Raw genomic sequence first — 17,424 nt, 5'->3', positions numbered from 1 at the left:
CATAATAAGTATTAAAAAAACTATTAGGGATGATTTCATGATATATATCTATAATGATTATGGGGGTACACATACCACGTCTTTGGCTGCCGCCTATCATTTAAAACAATTACCTCAATCGGAAAGAAAACTAACTTCGGAAGAAATATTAAATGTAAAATATTTTAATAAATTAACGAAAAAAGAATTTGGAAAGCTGATTTTTCGCGGGGTCGATGAAGATGGCAATTCCGTTTATACAATGGGACATAAAAGAGAGAAACTCGTTGTTCCGGCATTAAAAGAATTGACTTTACTACTGGAAGAGAAATTTCACTTTAACGAAAAAATTGTATTCTCCAATACATCCCCAACTGTCCCTATTGCCATGTCTATAGGGGGATATTTATCAAGAGCATTAAAAATTGATTTCATAGGTGTGCCATTATTAATTATAGGCACCAAACAATGCTGTGATAATATTTTTCGCTTGGTTGAAAATACGAAACAAATAGGAAAAGCAGCGAATGGGGAAAAAGTGATTATAATAGAAAATGAAAAATATAAGTAATCCTATTAAAAATTTACTTAGCCCATCAAAAATCGTTTTTGAAAGTGCAGGCTGTCAACTGTATAGGGATACAAGCCAACAATTGATGTTGGCTTTTTTTGTTACGCTTCTGGATGGATACATGCTATACAAGAGGTGGTGCTTGCACTTAATCGAACAATAAACCACCACCCGGAAGTGGAGGTTTATTAATGAATCGAAATTACTGTTCTTGCAGGCTGGTTACAGAAACACTTTGTTTTTTATTTGGATCATCAAGGGGATGGATTGTAGCTGTTCCATTTTGTTTATCCACGTGCTCAATGTAGATACTTTCCTCATTATAGGTTACAGTAACCATATTTGGTGAAGAAGCAATTTCTTCTGCTCGTTGTGCGTTCATTATAGCCACCTCCTTTGAATTTGCAACATGTTTAATATTTGTTCCGAATTACTTAGATATACTAGTTGTAATTAAAATTCTTCCAAGAATCCCTTATACCTTACTTAACATACTGGTGCGTGAGTTATATGTATGGCAGTTTTTAATTATTTCGATAACGAAGGATAGTTCAAGATAAAATCAGTTGATATAATTACAGAAAATTAAGAAAGTATAGGGGGATGTAAAATGAATAGTAAAGGATTTTCAATTTCTACTAATAAAAAGTATTTAGATGTAGATGTAATACATGATTTTTTGAATCAAGAAGCTTACTGGTCAAAGGGGATACCAAAGGAAACAGTAATAAAGTCAATTGAAAATACGACCTTATGTTTTGGGGTTTATAAGGGTGAAATAGGAAATGAAGGTTGTGATCAAGTTGGGTTTGCAAGGGTAATAACCGATTTAGCAACCCATGCGTATCTTTGCGATGTGTTTATATTACCTGACTATCGTAAATTAGGATTATCAAAATGGTTAATGGACGTTATCACCGACCATTCCGAACTAAAAGAGGTTCGCAGGTTTATGTTAGCAACGAATGATGCACATTCATTATATGAAAAATTTGGTTTTAATCCGATTGATAAACCAGAGCTATTTATGCAAAAAGTCGGTAAAACCCCATTTCAACAATAAGTACTTTTAACACAAAGGGATTAGACCCTGCATAATCGTGCACAGAAAGTCGGATGTTTCATTTCAACTCCTGCTATTCTGTTGATATAAGGGAGGTCATTGAATGGATTCGCTCAAAAATATGAATGGTGCCATTAAATTCATTGAAGAAAATCTTACGAACGAAATTGACTTTAAAGAAGTTGCAAGGCTCGCTTATTGCTCGGAATATCATTTTAAAAGGATGTTTTCCTTCCTTGCCGGTATTTCACTATCCGAGTATATCCGCCGAAGACGACTTACACTTGCAGCGTTTGAGCTTAAAAATAGCAACATGAAGGTCATTGATATTGCGATAAAGTACGGGTACAGTTCACCAGACTCGTTTGCAAGGGCATTTCAGCATTTGCATGGCATCACGCCATCAGAAGCGAGAAGTAATGGCCATTCACTTAAAGCCTATCCACCGATGTCCTTCCAATTATCCATTAAAGGAGGCAGTGAAATGAACTATCGAATTGAAGAAAAAGAGGCATTTCACATAATTGGAATTAAAAAAAGGGTTCCAATCATTTTTAACGGGGTCAATCCAGAGATTGCATCTATGTGGAAAAGTTTAGACGAGAAAACGATAAATGAACTTAAAAACCTATCGAATGTCGAGCCATTAGGGCTGCTTAGTGCATCCGCGAACTTTTCCGAAGGCCGGTTGGAGGAAAAAGGGGAGCTTGATCATTATATCGGCGCAGCAACAACGAGGGAATGTCCAGATAACTTAACTCAGCTGAAAGTTGATGCATCTACATGGGCGGTATTTGAAGCAGTCGGCCCCTTTCCTGAAACACTGCAAAATGTTTGGGGACGCATTTATTCCGAATGGTTTCCATCCTCTAACTATGAACAAAGAGAAGGGCCGGAAATCCTTTGGAACGAAAATAAAGACATAACCTCACCAACATTTAGAAGTGAAATATGGATCCCGGTTATGAAAAAGTAAGTTTAGCAGGCGAAGAATTTATCGGAAAAGCTGTCTTATGGCAGCTTTTTCTTATGGAGCAAACAGGAAAGGATAAGGGAATGAGAGCTAGGTATAATTTGCTTTAACGAGCTATAATGATGGATAGAAAGTGCTTATATAAGGAGATTGAAAAATGCCTGTTATAGAGTATCAACAATTTATTAAATCCCCAGTTGAATTATGTTTTGACCTAGCGAGGAGTGTAGATATCCATACCAAAACGACAGCGAACACAAAGGAAATGGCTGTTGATGGTGTGACAGAAGGGCTATTAGAGGAGGGAGATACTGTTACTTGGGAAGCCATTCACTTTGGTATTAAACAAAGGCTGAAAGCCAAAGTGACACTAATGGAAAAACCAAATAAGTTTGTAGATATTATGGTGAAGGGTGCCTTCCATTCCTTCGTACACACACATCAGTTTATAGAAGAACCAGGCGGAACTATAATGATGGATACATTTCAATATAAGTCACCGTTCGGTCCAATTGGAGTATTAGCTGATAAGTTGTTTTTAGAAAAGTATATGAGAGCATTTATCGTTTCTCGTGCAAAGGCACTGAAAAAGATTGCCGAGAATATGCAATAACCTTGTTTAATGCCTTACTCTAAATATCATGGGTTGCTGCGGCAGCCTTTTTATGTCCCCTAGTACCAAGAAGAACTAATTCACTGATTAAGAAGGAAGGAGATATAGATAATGAAATTATTCCCTAAAAAATTCCCTAACGATGAAGATGGGCAAGTGTTAAAAATGCTATATAAACAAGGTGTTGATTTTAATGAGCCACAAGATGTAGAATTTTTTATTGCGGTTCCAGACAAACAGAGTGGTGAAGCTGTATTAAAATCATTCAAAGATGACGGGCTTATTTGTGAATTAGAACAAGATGATGAAACAGAAGAGTGGACTTGTTATTGTTTAATGAAAATGTTTTTAAATTACGAAGAAATTATTGATATACAAAAACGACTTGATGGACTAAGTATACCTTATGGTGGGCAAACAGATGGATGGGGAGTAATGATTGATTAATAGCTGTACTTGTTAAAAAACTATCAGTTCATATAGAACTAATGGGTGCTTAGCTGAAGTTCGGAGCTGTCTTTATAACCGGCACCCTAAAGATTAGCGAATGGCTCGGCTCAGCGGTACAACCGTGTTAGGCCCGCGGATACAACCGACCGTTAATTATAATTACGGATCAAATCGTTTGCAGCGATCAGATCTTTTCTTTTGTTTTTATAAGAATAACACAAGCAGAACAAATGTTCCAGTGTAAATGTGTAAAATTATTACTTTTTTTGAATATCACTCTCTCTTGAAGACGAAAGGTCAGGATTAGACTGACGTTGGGTATGTATTGTTTCAGAAAAAGTGATAAAAGAAGAATCGTTGAATTAGAGAGGTCAGGGGGAACAGAATGAGTACGCTCATCTTTTGGGAACAAAAAAAAGTACTTTGATAATTAGGGTATCAAAGTACTTTTCATTTAACAAACTACCAATTCCATGACATATGACATCCAAAGTCAACATGGCATTTATTCTGCTTACAACAATGATCGTAATGCTCATTATCGCAGCGTTTTTTCTTCTTACAATCGTAATGCTCATTATCGCAGCGTTTTTTCTTCTTACAATCGTAATGCTCATTATCGCAGCGTTTTTTCTTCTTACAATCATAATGCTCATTATCGCAGCGTTTTTTCTTCTTACAATCATAATGCTCATTATCGCAGCGTTTTTTCTTCTTACAATCGTAATGCTCATTATCGCAGCGTTTTTTCTTCTTACAATCGCAATGCTCATTATCGCAGCGTTTTTTCTTCTTACAATCGCAATGCTCATTATCGCAGCGTTTTTTCTTCTTGCAACAATCATGATGTTCATTATCGCAGTGTTTTTTCTTCTTACAGCAATCGTGATGTTCATTATCGCAGCGTTTTTTCTTCTTACAGCAATCGTGATGTTCATTATCGCAGTGTTTTTTCTTCTTGCAGCAATCGTGATGTTCATTATCGCAGTGTTTTTTCTTCTTGCAGTAATCGTGATGCTCATTAATGCAGCATTTTTCCTGCTTCCAACAATGATCGTGATGCTCATTGTCGCAGCATTTCTCCTGCTTCCAACAATAATCGTGATGCTCATTGTCGCAGCATTTTTCCTGCTTCCGACAATGATCGTGATGCTCATTATCACAGCATTTTTTCTTCCAACAATGATCGTGGTGCTCATTATCGTAGTGTTTCTTCTTACAACAATCCTCGTGATAATACATAGAAATTCACTCCTTTCTATCTTTTAAAATATAAATAAAGGCAAAGCCTTCTCGATTTAGAGAGGGCTTTGCTAGTCAAGATTAAAAACTACTCAACACCGTTATTTACGGAGCAGGAAGAGTATTAGTTGTTGGAGTAGTTGTAGTTTCACAACGACGTTCATTTACGTCGCAAATACCACCGTGTTTATCTACAATAACTGGTCGAGTCACTGTAATTGTAGTACGTAGTACAATCTTGACTAAAATGGCATTGGTAGTAACAAGTCCCGTTGTGCCGATGACTGGAACGCCTGGTTGAGCAAAGATCCCTTCTATTGTTAATGGGGGTTCTATTACTGTATCCTCAGGGCAAGCACCTGGAAAATCTGTATGCTCTTGGAATGGTAAACTCGTTGATAGTACGGCTGTTGCACGAGTGGTTGCTCCTGGTGCCAAAAATGTTACCGTAATCGTTACAGGAATAAGCCCGATGTTAACGACTTTGTCCCTTATGATTGTCGTGTTACGTGTAACACCAGCTAGGTTCGGTACTACAGATACGGAAACAATAGTGGAACCAGCTGGAATTGCTGGAGTAAACGCAGTAAAAGGAAATGTTGCTTCTGCAACCTTTTGTACCGCTTTTGAGCCTACAACGGAATTGACTAGGACACAGTCGCTGTTTAATGGTGCAGCAAGTTGGCGAGCCGGAGCTTTAAAATTGCAATCGCAAACAGAATCGTCGTGAGACTTACAAACCTTACATGGTTTTTTAAATTTTGAATGACGATCAAATTTTGAATGAGAATCAAATCTTGAATCATCACCGAATCTTGAATCACTCCCAAAACCCCAGTCGCTGTCGGAACATGCAGAACCCCAGTTGCTGTGCATTGGATTACTTTTACCGAAATTTCCCATGAAATCTCAATCCTTTCTTGTAACTATTTTTTTTCGAAAATGAAATGGAGTGTAGTATCGAACCGTACTAACCACTGCCAAAGTTATTTTCGAGTAGTTACAAAATATAGTATTAATAAAATAAGGCAATTGCTTGGACAGGTTACTTATTTTTCCGGACAAACTGCAAATATTCATAGGTTTATAATTTAGCATTAGCGGTTATATCGAACGCGGTAAAGAAATGGACGAATATAAAGGGAAGCAAGAAGCTAAACATTGAAAAGTGATGCCAGCGAAAATACAGATAAACCCAAAAAGGACTTCTTTGCTCGCTTTTTACAAAAAGTGAACAAAGTTAGTCCTAGGCTCTTTTTAAGGCATCTGAAATTTCGTTTTTAAATTTATGAGGTTTATAGAGGGGGAATTATTACTTTTATTTATTGTTATTTCTCTTGAAGACTAAAGTGCCAGGGGAGCGAGACAGCCGAGGTATTATCGGACTGTGAACTTATGCTATAATTATCCAAAAAAGGAGAAATCCTTATGACGGCGTTAATTATATCAATATATATAACTATTACACTTGTATCGCTTTCTTTCGCTGGGCCTTATTCGCCATTGGTGGGACTTGCAGTCGGTATCCCTATACATATCCTAATAGTACTTACACAAATATATAAAGAAATAAAAGTGATATCTAAAAAACTATAGTAATAGTTTTTGTCGACTCTATGTCCTGACCAGTAGATATAAGTTATAGTTAATCCGAAAAAGGAAAGGAGTGGGTTCTTTGGATTTCAATATCGGTGATTTAGTATATCAACTTATTATGTTTATTTTGTTGCTTGGTATGATATTTGCGGTTTACTTTTTTGTTCGTTCTCTTCTTGCAAGGTCAAACAAAACCAATAGCATAGAACAAAAACTTGATAGAGTAATTGAGCTGCTTGAACAGGATAAAAGAGAGTAATTTCTTTTTATCCTTTTCATTTTTTTGTTTCCTGGTTAGGTCCATAAGAAGTCGAATATAACTTAGTGATTTCATCTAGTGCAAAAAAGATTATGGAGCATATAACCGCAAAGATAAAGAAACCTCCCGGGTCAATAAAGTATGTAGCCAATCCGAAACCAATATGTATGAATCCAGATAACCAGAACGTATATTGGAAAACTTCATTTAGATGAATTCAGAAATTAGTGATACTGGTAAACCATAAAAGAAATTTCCAATCAAACTATAAAAAAGCACAACCATAATGATCAGGAAATCTCCATCCAATTTAAAGGATGTTTCTTCAAAAAACGAGACTAGAAATAAACCAATTGTAAAGGTCACTGATGAGTAGAAGGCCACTTTAATTTTTCTGAATTTGTCTTTAAACAGAGATTTCCTAATGACAGGAAATATGAAAGCAATCGTTATAAAAGCGAGTAACGTTTTAATTATTATTGGAGTAGTTGAAACAAGTATGATTGTAAACAGAACAGCCATGGAAAAAACAAGAATATAAGAATTTCCTTTTATCATGAATACCTCGGACCTTTTTACCTTCATTGTACAATAAGCTTGAATTAGTGGGAATTGGATGTCGCAAACAATCATTAATTTCAATGAGTAAATAAGGTGTCAGGCGGAGCTGTATGAAATCTCCAAACAGTAAAAATAGGCGCTGATAAACTGTTAATTTTAGGTCGTGCGGGTGGTTGAAAAAAGTTTCTGGTGATTTTTGTGTCATTATCCTATTTAGAACATAAGTTGAATTAACCCATTTAATTTTTTCCTCCTAAAACAAATAAGGAGATGTTTCTATTGTCAAATTGTGGTCATGATTCAAATTGCGGTTGCGGTAACGATGTTGGTGGATTTGGTGGCGGTTTCGCTTTTATAGTCGTATTGTTTATCCTCTTAATCATCGTTGGAGCTGCTTGTTTCGGCGGCGATAGAGGTAACGATTGCTGTTATCCCGTTCAAGGATATGGCGGTTTCTGCTAACAAATGAACAAAGAAAAGCCGACCTTTATTGGTCGGCTTCCTTTATGCTGATTTATTGGCTTATTCCTTTATTATGAAGTAAGCTTTATGACTGAACCGATAATATTATCCCAGTCTTCACTATGAATTTCATGCCCTGATCCATCAAGTGTCACTAATTCAGCTTGAGGGATGGCTTTCGCAAGAGCAAGTCCGTGCTCGTATGGCAAGGCTGGATCTTCTGTGCCGTGAATGATGAGGACAGGTACGGAAATCTCACCCATTCGATCGAAATATTCGTCTCCTCCAGCAAGCATGGCATGATTGAATCTGCTCGGTATCTGCTTGGCACGGTCTGCCTCTCTTTTTGCCAGTTTATACATTCTTTCCTGCTCATAAGGTTTGGTACCGGCTAAAGTTTTCCATCCATCCGCAAGATAAGCGATGACCGTCTCCCGATTTGACCAATCAATGGAAGCACTTTTTGCATGATGATCCAATATGCTCTGATCCATTGGAGGCAGTTTTTCCATTACAGTCCCGAACACGCTTGATGCAATTAGCGTAAGCGTATTTACGCGTTCCGGATATCTTAAAGCAAGAATCTGTCCGATCATACCGCCTAGGGACATCCCAACGATAGAAGCACGTTCTATGGAATAAGCGTCCAGGACACCCGCGGCATCGTCAGCCAAATCCGTTATTGTATAGTTGGAGGTACCGGGTTCATAAACGGTAGACCGTCCCAGATCCCGATGGTCGTAGCGAATCACAAATCTCCCCGAATCGGCAAGGCGGAGACAGAAATCATCATCCCACCAATCTAATGAAGACATCGCTCCCATGATCAAAAGCACGGCAGGGTCCTTAGGGTTTCCAAAACTTTCAGTACATATATCGACTTTATTAATTTTCAGTATCTGTTCACTCATGTTTTTTACCTCCGTATTAAATATTATCCAATAGCCGTTACCATGGCGCAGATCAATATATACTTTCCGGAGCATGATGATTGGCCTGCGCTTTTCATTATCGCAGTCTAACCCACTTAATAATCATGACGCGGCCTCCTTTTAATAGTTGTGAAATGGGAGGTTTCCCTCTATTACTTTAACATGGGGGATATCTTTCTGCCACCAAATTTTCCCATATTCCCCATACAGAAAACCCCGAATACAGAGCACCTTTTTTGGTGCCATTTATTCGGGGTTTTTAACATGCATTTTATTGAGCGGTATATCCGCCATCTAATACAACTGCCTGGCCTGTGATGCCCCGTGCTTTGTCGCTTGCGAGGAAAATGGCGTAGTCGGCAATTTCACTTACATCGAGTAAGCGGTTTTGTGGGACAAGTGGATAGATGACCTCTTCCAAAACGCTTTCTAACGGTACCTGTCTTGTTTTTGCCAGGTCCTCCAATTGACCGCGGACGAGAGGCGTGTCTACGTATCCTGGGCAAAGGGCATTGACGGTTATGCCAAAAGTGGCGCTTTCCAGGGCGGCGACTTTCGTCAAGCCGATTACACCGTGTTTGGCACTATTGTATGCTGCTTTGTTGGCGAATCCAATCAGGCCGTTAATGGAAGAGATGTTGATGATTCTGCCGAAGCCTTGTTCTTTCATGATTGGCAAAACGTTCTTAATGGAAATGAATGGCGCGGTCAGCATGATTTTGATCATCAGTTCGAATTTTTCAGTTGGAAACTCTTCAATTGGTGCAACATGCTGAAGGCCGGCGTTATTGATGAAAATATCGATTCGTCCATATTTGTCTTTAGCTTGTTTGATTAGTTGGATAATATCCTCTTCACTTGTTACGTCAGCTTTTAAGCCGATAACCTCCAAGCCGTTGTTCCTTAGGTCCAGAGCAGCTTTTTCAACTGTGTCTTGATCAAGGTCGGACAAAACGACCTTTGCTCCATTTTCAGCAAATATCTTTCCGATCTCAAAGCCGATTCCTCTAGCAGATCCGGTAATTATCGCCACTTTATCTTTAACCATATTACATTCCTCCAATAAAAAATGTAATGGTCCAAGTCTGTCATTTTATGTCGTAAATAGGGAAGTATTCCATAGAGTAAACTCTTGGAAATATAAAGGGAAGGTTATAAAAATATGGTTTAGGTTAATGAGTAAGAGTCTATCATGATTTTCAAGATAAAAAAAGAATTTTATTTCCCCATATCGTTGGCATGGATATTGCATATATAAAAAGGTGAGTAAATAAAGGTAATTGAAACGGAAAGGGGAAGCTGGATGATTAAAAAAATAGCCATTATCGGTTCAGGTGTAATGGGTAGTGGGATTGCTCAGTCTTTTGCAGTTAGCGGGTATTTCGTCACCATTAACGATATAAAGGAAGAGCTGCTATACCATGCCCAAAATCGGATTTCTGAGAATCTATCATTACTCATCGAGGAAGGGGCTTTGACTGATCGGGAAAAGCAAGGTGCTCTAGCGAATATTACATACAGCGTGGACTTGGAAGGGGCAGTAAGGGATGCTGATTTTATCATTGAGGCGATTCCGGAAGTCATCGAGCTGAAATTAAATCTATATCAGCAACTGGAGGAAATAATCAAACCGGATGCAATTATTGCTTCAAATACATCGACCTTTCCGATTTCCCAATTGATGGAGAAGGCCTCGTTTGCGGAGCGAATGGTCATCACGCATTTCTTTAATCCTGGCCATTTGGTTCCATTGGTTGAAATTGTTCAGCATGACGAAACGAAGCCGGAAATCGTCAAGACAACCATGGATTTAATGCGTAAAATCGGCAAGTCTCCGATTCTCTTGAAAAAAGAAATAGCAGGATTCATTGCCAATCGTCTCCAGACTGCCTTGATGCGGGAAGCCTTTTATCTATTAAAAGAGGGCGTTGCCGATGCGGAGGATATCGATACGGCGATAACGGCTGGACCAGGTTTCCGCTGGGCATTTACCGGGCCGATCGAGATTGCCGATTTTGGCGGACTTGATACATGGCAGCGTGTTTTCGATAATGTTTCACCGGTATTGGACCAGAGTAAGGAAGCGCCTGATTTGATTCGTGATTTGGTGGCTGAGGGAAAGCTTGGGACGAAGTCGGGAGAAGGCATTTTTACGTATGAAGAATCTACCGTTTCTCAGAAAATCAATGAGAGGGACCGTAATTTTATTAAACTGGGAAAATTAAAAATGGAGAAGGAGGAAGTATTATGAGAGAAGTGGTGATTGTAGGGGCAGCAAGAACACCGGTTGGTGCGTTTGGAGGCAGTCTTGCCAATGTTTCGGCGGTTGACTTGGGAGTTGTGGCAGCTAAGGAAGCGATTAAGCGGGCAAATATTTCGGCTGACATGATCGATGAGGTATTGGTTGGGAATATTCTATCTGCTGGATTAGGGCAAAATGTGGCACGTCAGGTTGCGATTCATGCAGGGATTCCGGAAACAACGCCGGCCATGGCCATTAATAAACTTTGCGGATCTGGCCTCCGTACGGTCATAATGGGAGCACAATTCATTGCCCTCGGTGATGCTGATGTGATTCTTGCCGGGGGGATTGAAAGCATGAGCAATGCCCCGTATTTACTTCCAAATTATCGTTTTGGACAGAAAATGGGCAATGCTGAAGCGGTCGATTCAATGACTTATGACGCTTTAACGGATGTTTTTAATCAATATCATATGGGCGTGACTGCGGAGAATATCGCCGAGCAGTGGGGAATCAGCCGTGAAAAGCAGGATGAATTTGCTTTAGATAGCCAAATGAAGGCTGAAAAGGCGCAGCTTGAAGGACGATTTGCAGAGGAAATCGCATCTGTTGAATATAAACGCAGAGGAAAGACGATCTTGGTGGAACAAGATGAACACCCGCGTCATGGGCTGACGATAGACCAGCTAACGAAGCTGCGTCCTGCATTTAAGGAAAATGGAACGGTTACGGCAGGTAATGCCTCCGGAATCAATGATGGGGGTGCGATGTTAGTCCTGATGTCTAAAGAAAAAGCGGACGAGCTGGGCCTGGAAGCATTAGCGACAATCAAGTCATATGCAAACGCCGCGCTTGATCCGAAAATCATGGGATACGGTCCAGTTCCTGCGACAAGGAAAGCTTTGGCAAAAGCGGGATTGACAATAGATGATATTGAATTGATGGAAGTGAATGAAGCCTTTGCGGCACAGTCACTCGCCGTGCTTAAGGACCTTGAATTGAAGCCGGAGAAAGTGAATGTGAATGGCGGGGCGATTGCCCTGGGTCATCCGGTAGGCGCTTCCGGTGCCCGCATCTTAGTGACTTTATTGTATGAAATGAAGCGCCGGGATGCAAAAACCGGCCTTGCCACCTTATGTATCGGCGGCGGACAGGGAACTGCGCTTATTGTGGAACGGTAATGACTTGGCCTCATTTTCCTATGATATAATGGAGGAAACTTCAGACGGGTTAAGGAGAAGAGGAATGGCCAGCGATAATGAAACTATTCAATTGGAATTAGTGAAAGCGATATTGGAAGAATTGCCTTTTGGTGTTTTGGTAACGAAAAACGAAAAAGAAATCGTTCTATGCAATCGCGTATTATCCGAGGCTTTTGACGAGAATCAATTTGATCGGCAAATACATTTGATTTTAGAAAAAAACCTTGTACCAGCTGTAAATACTCCGATCCGATTGAATGAGAATAATGGGATTGTCAGAAAAGCCATCATTCAAATGGGTAATGAGGAGTATCAGATTTACCTCCTATTATTTACAAATAATAAAAGTGATTTTCTTAATATCGATAATCATGAAGAACTTCTGTTTAAGGATATTATCGAGTTTGCCTATGATGGCTTGGTGATGGTCGATACGGAAGGGTATGTCCAAATGCTGAGCCATGCTTATGCGGATTTTCTTGGGGTCGATCAGGAAAGCTCCATAGGGAAACATGTAACGGAGGTCATTGAAAACACCCGTATGCATGTGGTCGCCAAAACTGGCAAGCAAGAGGTCGCTGAATTACAAAAAATTAAAGATAATTATATAATTGCAACCCGCTCCCCGATAAGGAAACAAGGCAAGTTGATAGGGGCGGTCGGGAAGATTCTTTTTAAGAATGTCGGGCAATTTACCGCTCTTTCCAAGCGGATAAATTCACTTGAAGTTGAGCTGAAAAAGTACAAAGGCGATTTTCGCGAGAGAAATAAGGCCTCATATACGTTTGATCATTTGATGGGAAGAAGTCCCGCTTTCATGGAAGTGAAAGGTCAGGCCAAAATTGCCGCTAAAAGCGACTCGAATGTATTGATTTTGGGTGAAAGCGGAACAGGTAAGGAGCTGTTTGCCCATTCCATTCATAATGACAGCAGACGGGCGATGGGTGTGTTTGTGAAAGTGAACTGTGCCGCCATCCCGGCGGAGCTGCTGGAGTCAGAGCTATTTGGCTATGAAGAGGGATCCTTCACTGGTGCAAAAAAAGGCGGAAAAGCAGGTAAGTTCGAAGCGGCTGAAGGCGGTACGATTTTTCTGGATGAAATCGGTGAGCTGCCACTGCATATGCAGGTGAAGCTGCTCCGTGTTTTACAAGAGAAAGAGATTGAGAGGGTCGGTTCGACGGGAAGTATCCCGATTGATGTACGGGTAATCGCTGCAACGAACCGTAATCTGGAGGAAATGGTCTCGAAAGGGGAGTTCCGGCTTGATATGTATTACCGATTGAAGGTCCTGCAAATCCATGTCCCTTCCTTAAGGGAGCGACCGGAGGACATTGAAATACTGGTAAGTCATCTTGTTGAAAAGTACCAGAATCTCATGAAGAAACGCGTAAGAGGGATGAGCGATCAAGCATTGCGTCTGCTTCGCCTTTATAAATGGCCGGGGAATATTCGTGAGTTGGAGAATATCATTGAACGCGCAATGAATATAGTTGAAGAAGGGGAAATGATACGTTCCAAGCATCTCCCTAAAGAAATAACGGGTCATAAAGAAGCCGTCTCGATCCGCACCTTGGCTGAAGTAATGGATGAAACCGAACGGGCTGCAATCGTTTCCTGTTTGGAAATGACTTCTGGCAATAAATCAGAAACGGCAAAGAGACTCGGAGTGAGCCGAACAACACTGTATGAAAAAATGAATAAATATGGTTTATGATTGAAGAAAGGACCCTTTTGCCAAAGGGTTCAGACTGCAGGCAAATTCGGAGGAAATCGAGTTTGCCTGCAGTTTTTTTTAAAAAACGTGCAAGGTGCTTTCAGAAGTCCGCTCCCTTTCCGCCGAATGTAAGCTAATGCCTGAATCCTCTCCCCAAGCTTTTACTAGCAAATATTTGCGTGTGTTAGGAAATCCGTACATAAAACGAAAGGGAATTTAAAAGTTGTAAGAAAAGTCTTACACTTTTTTGGAGTTTATCTTTGTGTGTACTGAAACCTTTACAGTTTTAAGTGAATTTAGAGAAGGAAATGTTTGAAAAAGCTTTAAAAGATGAGATTTTTCCATGTATTTAAGTTGGCACAATAATTGCATAATTACTTAGTGAATGGCCCATCTGTCATTTTATATTAAGTTTCCACGTAAAATGAAAAGGGATTATTGAAAGCGTTATCAACATTTAGGGGGATCATTCAGCTTGACTTGGGGAAGGCAGGCTTGAATGGTAAAAGCGGAAAAATTAAAAATATGGAATTTAGGAGATTACTAGTTCTATTTAACGGCTTCCGAATTATTTGGGGGCAAGGGAGAAAAGGGGGAATTGAATTGGTGATTCAAATTTTAGCCATTGTGGTGGCGCTGGGACTTTTAATCTTTTTAGCCTACCGGGGCTATCCGGTCATTATCATAGCGCCGGTTGTTACTTTACTGGCGGTCATTTTATCCGGCGGACATTTACTGCCGAGTTATACAGAGACATATATGACGTTTGCGGCTAACTATATAAAAGCGTTCTTTCCAATATTTTTATTAGGGGCCGTATTTGGAAAAGTCATGGAGATGAGCGGTGCAGCTGCATCCATCGCCAAGACCATCGTAAAATCACTAGGCTCCAAGCAGGCCATTCTTGCTGTAGTGCTGGCGTGCTCGGCGCTGACATATGGCGGGGTTTCATTGTTTGTAGTGGCATTCGCCGTTTATCCATTTGCAGCGGCAATTTTTAAAGAAGCAGACATTCCAAAAAGATTATTGCCGGGAACGATTGCACTAGGCGCCTTCACATATACGATGGATGCCCTTCCTGGAACACCTCAGATTCAAAATATTATTCCAACGAATTATTTCGGAACAGATACGTATGCAGCTCCCATCATGGGGATCATTGGCGCGATCATGGTATTCACTGGAGGAATGATCTGGTTAGAGCGTCGTCGTAAACAAGCGTTGGCTAATGGTGAAGGATACGGGGAAGGACATATTAATGAGCCAGAAAGTGCAGAGCAGCAAAACCTGCCTAACTTTTGGCTGTCCATCGTACCGCTCATCCTTGTCGTAGCATTTAATTTTGCTTTCAGCCGCAGTGCCATTTCGGTTAAGCACTGGTATGATGCTTCGATGCTGAAGGAAACTTTCAACATTGCCGATGTAAGCACAGTCACTTCATCCTGGTCTTTGATTGTTGCATTGGCCATCGGTATCATTGCAGCGATGCTTCTGAATGTTGGACGCATCAAGGTCAAATTGGCAAGTGGATTAACAGCTGCGGCAATGGGATCATTGCTTGCCATATTCAATACTGCATCTGAAGTTGGTTTTGGGAATGTGGTGAAAACACTTCCTGGATTCTCGGTCATTCAAAACTGGGTGTTCAATGCAAGCGGTAATCCGCTCGTATCCGAAGCTATTGCCGTCAATGTGCTGGCAGGGATTACAGGATCCGCATCAGGTGGACTTTCGATTGCGCTGGAAGTGATGGGAAGTCACTATTTGCAGGTGGCCCAAAGTGTCGGAATCACCCCGGAAATGCTTCATCGAATAGCATCCATGGCATCTGGCGGAATGGATACGCTGCCGCATAATGGTGCCGTCATTACCTTGCTTGCCATTACTGGACTGACACATCGTCAATCTTACAAGGATATTTTTGCGATTACGATTTTAAAAACAGTGACCGTGTTCATCATAGCTTTTGCAACATCACTGTTTATTTAATAGAATAGTATTAAGAATGGAGATGATGGAAAATGAGTAAATTATTAACATCTTTTGATAGCGCTATTCAACAAATCGAGGATGGAGCAACCATTATCGTAGGCGGGTTCGGATTAAGCGGAATACCAGAGAAACTAATCATTGCTTTGCGTAACAAAGGTGTAAAGGATTTGACGATTGTCAGCAACAATTGCGGTGTCGATGACTGGGGTCTGGGTCTATTGCTTGAAAATAAACAAATCAAAAAAATGATCGCTTCTTATGTTGGGGAAAATAAGTTATTTGAACAGCAATTTTTAAGTGGCGAGCTGGAGGTCGAACTAGTTCCCCAAGGAACGCTGGCTGAGCGTTTAAGAGCGGGCGGCGCGGGAATTCCTGCCTTTTATACAGCTACAGGTGTAGGGACGGAAGTCGCAAAAGGTAAAGAACATAAAGAGTTTGATGGCCGCACATTCATTATGGAAAAAGGAATAGTCGGAGATTTTGCCTTTGTAAAAGCCTGGAAAGCAGACCATTTCGGTAATCTTGTATATCGGAAAACGGCAAGGAATTTTAACCCTGTCGTTGCCACCGCAGGGAAAGTCACGCTTGTCGAAGTGGAGGAGCTTGTGGGTACAGGGGAGCTTGATCCAGATGAAATTCATACTTCAGGGGTTTATGTTCAGAAAGTGCTTGTAGGAAATGACTATGAAAAACGAATTGAAAGACTTACAACTGCTAACGCATAAAAAGGAGGAGTATCGAATGACTAGACAACTAATTTTAGAACGCGCCGTTAAAGAAATCAAAGATGGTATGTGTGTGAATTTAGGGATTGGAATGCCGACCTTGATTGCCAACATGATTCCAAATGACTTTAATGTCATGCTTCAATCGGAAAATGGCTTACTCGGAATCGGGCCTTATCCCCAAAAGGATGAAGTTGATCCGGATTTGATCAATGCAGGAAAAGAAACGGTAACGGCAAAAGCGGGGGCATCATTTTTTGATAGCGCTGAATCATTCGCAATGATTCGCGGCGGCCACATCGATCTAGCCATTTTAGGCGGGATGGAAGTTTCCGAGAATGGGGACTTGGCAAACTGGATGATTCCAGGGAAGATGGTAAAAGGGATGGGAGGAGCGATGGACCTCGTTCAAGGCGCAAAACGAATTGTTGTCATCATGGACCATGTGAACAAGCACGGGGAATCCAAAGTGAAAAAAAGCTGTACATTGCCATTGACGGGAGAAAAAGTCGTCCATTGCCTGATTACCGAACTGGCCGTTTTTCAATTTACAGACGCTGGCATGGAATTGATTGAATTGCAAAATGGCGTAACACTTGATGAAGTGAAAAGTAAAACAGAGGCTGACTTTACAATAAGCTCCTCTATTGAAATCAAAGCGTAAGATTAAGAGGTTAATAAAATAATACATGATTAGACGGCTTTCATTCGCAAACGGGCGAACGGAAGCCGTCTAATTTTTTTGGGGAAATTCCATTTCTATTAATGAAGGAATGACAGGCCTTTTCACCTCAGTTATCAATACTTGGCAGGCAGTCGGCGGAAAGGGAGCGGATTTCTGAAGGCGG

Annotated in this window: 19 protein-coding genes; 13 read left to right on the top strand and 6 right to left on the bottom strand. The window is 40.5% G+C overall.

Going from position 1 to position 17,424, the window contains the following annotated elements; translation table 11 throughout:
• Nucleotides 1-37 precede the first annotated feature (37 nt).
• Nucleotides 38-550: a DUF3189 family protein gene (locus tag MKX49_RS19365; RefSeq protein ID WP_202186842.1), complete on the top strand. Its 513-nt coding sequence runs from the start codon at nucleotides 38-40 to the stop codon at nucleotides 548-550.
• Between the two features lie 202 nt (nucleotides 551-752).
• On the opposite strand, the gene MKX49_RS19360 is transcribed toward MKX49_RS19365, so the two are convergent.
• Nucleotides 753-932, bottom strand: coding sequence for a small acid-soluble spore protein H (locus MKX49_RS19360; RefSeq protein ID WP_048686532.1), 180 nt, complete (start codon nucleotides 930-932; stop codon nucleotides 753-755).
• A 228-nt stretch (nucleotides 933-1,160) separates the two neighbouring features.
• Between MKX49_RS19360 and MKX49_RS19355 the strand changes: the two genes are divergently transcribed.
• The 4 genes from MKX49_RS19355 (at nucleotide 1,161) to MKX49_RS19340 (ending at nucleotide 3,646) form a co-directional block, all read left to right on the top strand.
• Nucleotides 1,161-1,613: a GNAT family N-acetyltransferase gene (locus tag MKX49_RS19355; protein ID WP_340877401.1), complete on the top strand. Its 453-nt coding sequence runs from the start codon at nucleotides 1,161-1,163 to the stop codon at nucleotides 1,611-1,613.
• A 103-nt stretch (nucleotides 1,614-1,716) separates the two neighbouring features.
• The gene (locus MKX49_RS19350; protein WP_323598164.1) at nucleotides 1,717-2,589 is read left to right on the top strand and encodes an AraC family transcriptional regulator; all 873 of its coding nucleotides are present in this window, start codon (nucleotides 1,717-1,719) and stop codon (nucleotides 2,587-2,589) included.
• A 154-nt stretch (nucleotides 2,590-2,743) separates the two neighbouring features.
• Nucleotides 2,744-3,199, top strand: coding sequence for an SRPBCC family protein (locus MKX49_RS19345; protein ID WP_340877400.1), 456 nt, complete (start codon nucleotides 2,744-2,746; stop codon nucleotides 3,197-3,199).
• A 111-nt stretch (nucleotides 3,200-3,310) separates the two neighbouring features.
• Nucleotides 3,311-3,646 (top strand): ribonuclease E inhibitor RraB, encoded by a 336-nt coding sequence (locus tag MKX49_RS19340; RefSeq protein WP_340877399.1) that lies wholly within the window; start codon nucleotides 3,311-3,313, stop codon nucleotides 3,644-3,646.
• 398 nt (nucleotides 3,647-4,044) lie between these two features.
• Here MKX49_RS19340 and MKX49_RS19335 read toward each other — a convergent pair whose 3' ends face one another.
• Entirely contained in the window at nucleotides 4,045-4,848 is an 804-nt protein-coding gene (locus tag MKX49_RS19335; protein WP_340877397.1) for a hypothetical protein, read from the bottom strand.
• 148 nt (nucleotides 4,849-4,996) lie between these two features.
• The gene (locus tag MKX49_RS19330) at nucleotides 4,997-5,794 is read right to left on the bottom strand and encodes a hypothetical protein (RefSeq protein WP_340877395.1); all 798 of its coding nucleotides are present in this window, start codon (nucleotides 5,792-5,794) and stop codon (nucleotides 4,997-4,999) included.
• Between the two features lie 763 nt (nucleotides 5,795-6,557).
• Here MKX49_RS19330 and MKX49_RS19325 point away from each other — a divergent pair.
• Nucleotides 6,558-6,746: a DUF4083 domain-containing protein gene (locus tag MKX49_RS19325; protein WP_445670136.1), complete on the top strand. Its 189-nt coding sequence runs from the start codon at nucleotides 6,558-6,560 to the stop codon at nucleotides 6,744-6,746.
• A 207-nt stretch (nucleotides 6,747-6,953) separates the two neighbouring features.
• Here the strand turns inward: MKX49_RS19325 and MKX49_RS19320 are convergent, their stop codons facing one another.
• Nucleotides 6,954-7,304, bottom strand: coding sequence for a hypothetical protein (locus MKX49_RS19320; RefSeq protein WP_340877392.1), 351 nt, complete (start codon nucleotides 7,302-7,304; stop codon nucleotides 6,954-6,956).
• A gap of 282 nt (nucleotides 7,305-7,586) precedes the next feature.
• On the opposite strand from MKX49_RS19320, the gene MKX49_RS19315 reads away from it, so the two are divergent.
• Entirely contained in the window at nucleotides 7,587-7,769 is a 183-nt protein-coding gene (locus MKX49_RS19315; protein WP_264639326.1) for a YjcZ family sporulation protein, read from the top strand.
• A gap of 71 nt (nucleotides 7,770-7,840) precedes the next feature.
• Here the strand turns inward: MKX49_RS19315 and MKX49_RS19310 are convergent, their stop codons facing one another.
• Complete coding sequence (locus MKX49_RS19310) at nucleotides 7,841-8,680, bottom strand: alpha/beta fold hydrolase (RefSeq protein ID WP_340877390.1); 840 nt, start codon at nucleotides 8,678-8,680, stop codon at nucleotides 7,841-7,843.
• A 292-nt stretch (nucleotides 8,681-8,972) separates the two neighbouring features.
• A complete protein-coding gene (locus MKX49_RS19305) occupies nucleotides 8,973-9,749 on the bottom strand; it encodes a 3-hydroxybutyrate dehydrogenase (RefSeq protein WP_340877389.1) in 777 nt (258 codons plus the stop codon).
• Nucleotides 9,750-10,004: 255 nt separating this feature from the next.
• Here MKX49_RS19305 and MKX49_RS19300 point away from each other — a divergent pair, with 255 nt between their 5' ends.
• The 6 genes from MKX49_RS19300 to MKX49_RS19275 all read left to right on the top strand — a co-directional run bounded on the left by MKX49_RS19300 (nucleotide 10,005) and on the right by MKX49_RS19275 (nucleotide 17,240).
• Nucleotides 10,005-10,952 carry a 3-hydroxyacyl-CoA dehydrogenase family protein gene (locus MKX49_RS19300; protein WP_340877387.1) on the top strand — a complete coding sequence of 316 codons (948 nt, stop codon included), beginning with the start codon at nucleotides 10,005-10,007 and terminating at the stop codon, nucleotides 10,950-10,952.
• Complete coding sequence (locus tag MKX49_RS19295) at nucleotides 10,949-12,124, top strand: acetyl-CoA C-acetyltransferase (RefSeq protein ID WP_340877386.1); 1,176 nt, start codon at nucleotides 10,949-10,951, stop codon at nucleotides 12,122-12,124. The genes MKX49_RS19300 and MKX49_RS19295 overlap by 4 nt, the downstream gene beginning before the upstream one ends.
• Before the next feature lie 64 nt (nucleotides 12,125-12,188).
• Complete coding sequence (locus tag MKX49_RS19290; protein ID WP_340877385.1) at nucleotides 12,189-13,859, top strand: sigma-54 interaction domain-containing protein; 1,671 nt, start codon at nucleotides 12,189-12,191, stop codon at nucleotides 13,857-13,859.
• A gap of 603 nt (nucleotides 13,860-14,462) precedes the next feature.
• Nucleotides 14,463-15,848: a GntP family permease gene (locus MKX49_RS19285; RefSeq protein ID WP_340877384.1), complete on the top strand. Its 1,386-nt coding sequence runs from the start codon at nucleotides 14,463-14,465 to the stop codon at nucleotides 15,846-15,848.
• A gap of 32 nt (nucleotides 15,849-15,880) precedes the next feature.
• Nucleotides 15,881-16,576 (top strand): CoA transferase subunit A, encoded by a 696-nt coding sequence (locus MKX49_RS19280; protein WP_340877383.1) that lies wholly within the window; start codon nucleotides 15,881-15,883, stop codon nucleotides 16,574-16,576.
• Between the two features lie 16 nt (nucleotides 16,577-16,592).
• On the top strand, nucleotides 16,593-17,240 hold the full coding sequence (locus MKX49_RS19275; RefSeq protein ID WP_323599387.1) for a 3-oxoacid CoA-transferase subunit B: 648 nt from the start codon (nucleotides 16,593-16,595) through the stop codon (nucleotides 17,238-17,240).
• Nucleotides 17,241-17,424: the final 184 nt, after the last annotated feature.

The sequence above is a fragment of the Peribacillus sp. FSL M8-0224 genome (assembly GCF_038003055.1).
GTDB classification, from domain to species: Bacteria; Bacillota; Bacilli; order Bacillales; family DSM-1321; genus Peribacillus; species Peribacillus frigoritolerans.
This window is presented reverse-complemented; position numbering and strand designations above follow the sequence as displayed.

Coding starts and splice junctions, on each gene's coding strand:
- MKX49_RS19365 (WP_202186842.1), top strand. CDS start 38: ATGATATATATCTATAATGATTATGGGGGTACACATACCACGTCTTTG.
- MKX49_RS19360 (WP_048686532.1), bottom strand. CDS start 932: ATGAACGCACAACGAGCAGAAGAAATTGCTTCTTCACCAAATATGGTT.
- MKX49_RS19355 (WP_340877401.1), top strand. CDS start 1,161: ATGAATAGTAAAGGATTTTCAATTTCTACTAATAAAAAGTATTTAGAT.
- MKX49_RS19350 (WP_323598164.1), top strand. CDS start 1,717: ATGGATTCGCTCAAAAATATGAATGGTGCCATTAAATTCATTGAAGAA.
- MKX49_RS19345 (WP_340877400.1), top strand. CDS start 2,744: ATGCCTGTTATAGAGTATCAACAATTTATTAAATCCCCAGTTGAATTA.
- MKX49_RS19340 (WP_340877399.1), top strand. CDS start 3,311: ATGAAATTATTCCCTAAAAAATTCCCTAACGATGAAGATGGGCAAGTG.
- MKX49_RS19335 (WP_340877397.1), bottom strand. CDS start 4,848: ATGAGCACCACGATCATTGTTGGAAGAAAAAATGCTGTGATAATGAGC.
- MKX49_RS19330 (WP_340877395.1), bottom strand. CDS start 5,794: ATGGGAAATTTCGGTAAAAGTAATCCAATGCACAGCAACTGGGGTTCT.
- MKX49_RS19320 (WP_340877392.1), bottom strand. CDS start 7,304: ATGATAAAAGGAAATTCTTATATTCTTGTTTTTTCCATGGCTGTTCTG.
- MKX49_RS19310 (WP_340877390.1), bottom strand. CDS start 8,680: ATGAGTGAACAGATACTGAAAATTAATAAAGTCGATATATGTACTGAA.
- MKX49_RS19305 (WP_340877389.1), bottom strand. CDS start 9,749: ATGGTTAAAGATAAAGTGGCGATAATTACCGGATCTGCTAGAGGAATC.
- MKX49_RS19300 (WP_340877387.1), top strand. CDS start 10,005: ATGATTAAAAAAATAGCCATTATCGGTTCAGGTGTAATGGGTAGTGGG.
- MKX49_RS19295 (WP_340877386.1), top strand. CDS start 10,949: ATGAGAGAAGTGGTGATTGTAGGGGCAGCAAGAACACCGGTTGGTGCG.
- MKX49_RS19290 (WP_340877385.1), top strand. CDS start 12,189: ATGGCCAGCGATAATGAAACTATTCAATTGGAATTAGTGAAAGCGATA.
- MKX49_RS19280 (WP_340877383.1), top strand. CDS start 15,881: ATGAGTAAATTATTAACATCTTTTGATAGCGCTATTCAACAAATCGAG.
- MKX49_RS19275 (WP_323599387.1), top strand. CDS start 16,593: ATGACTAGACAACTAATTTTAGAACGCGCCGTTAAAGAAATCAAAGAT.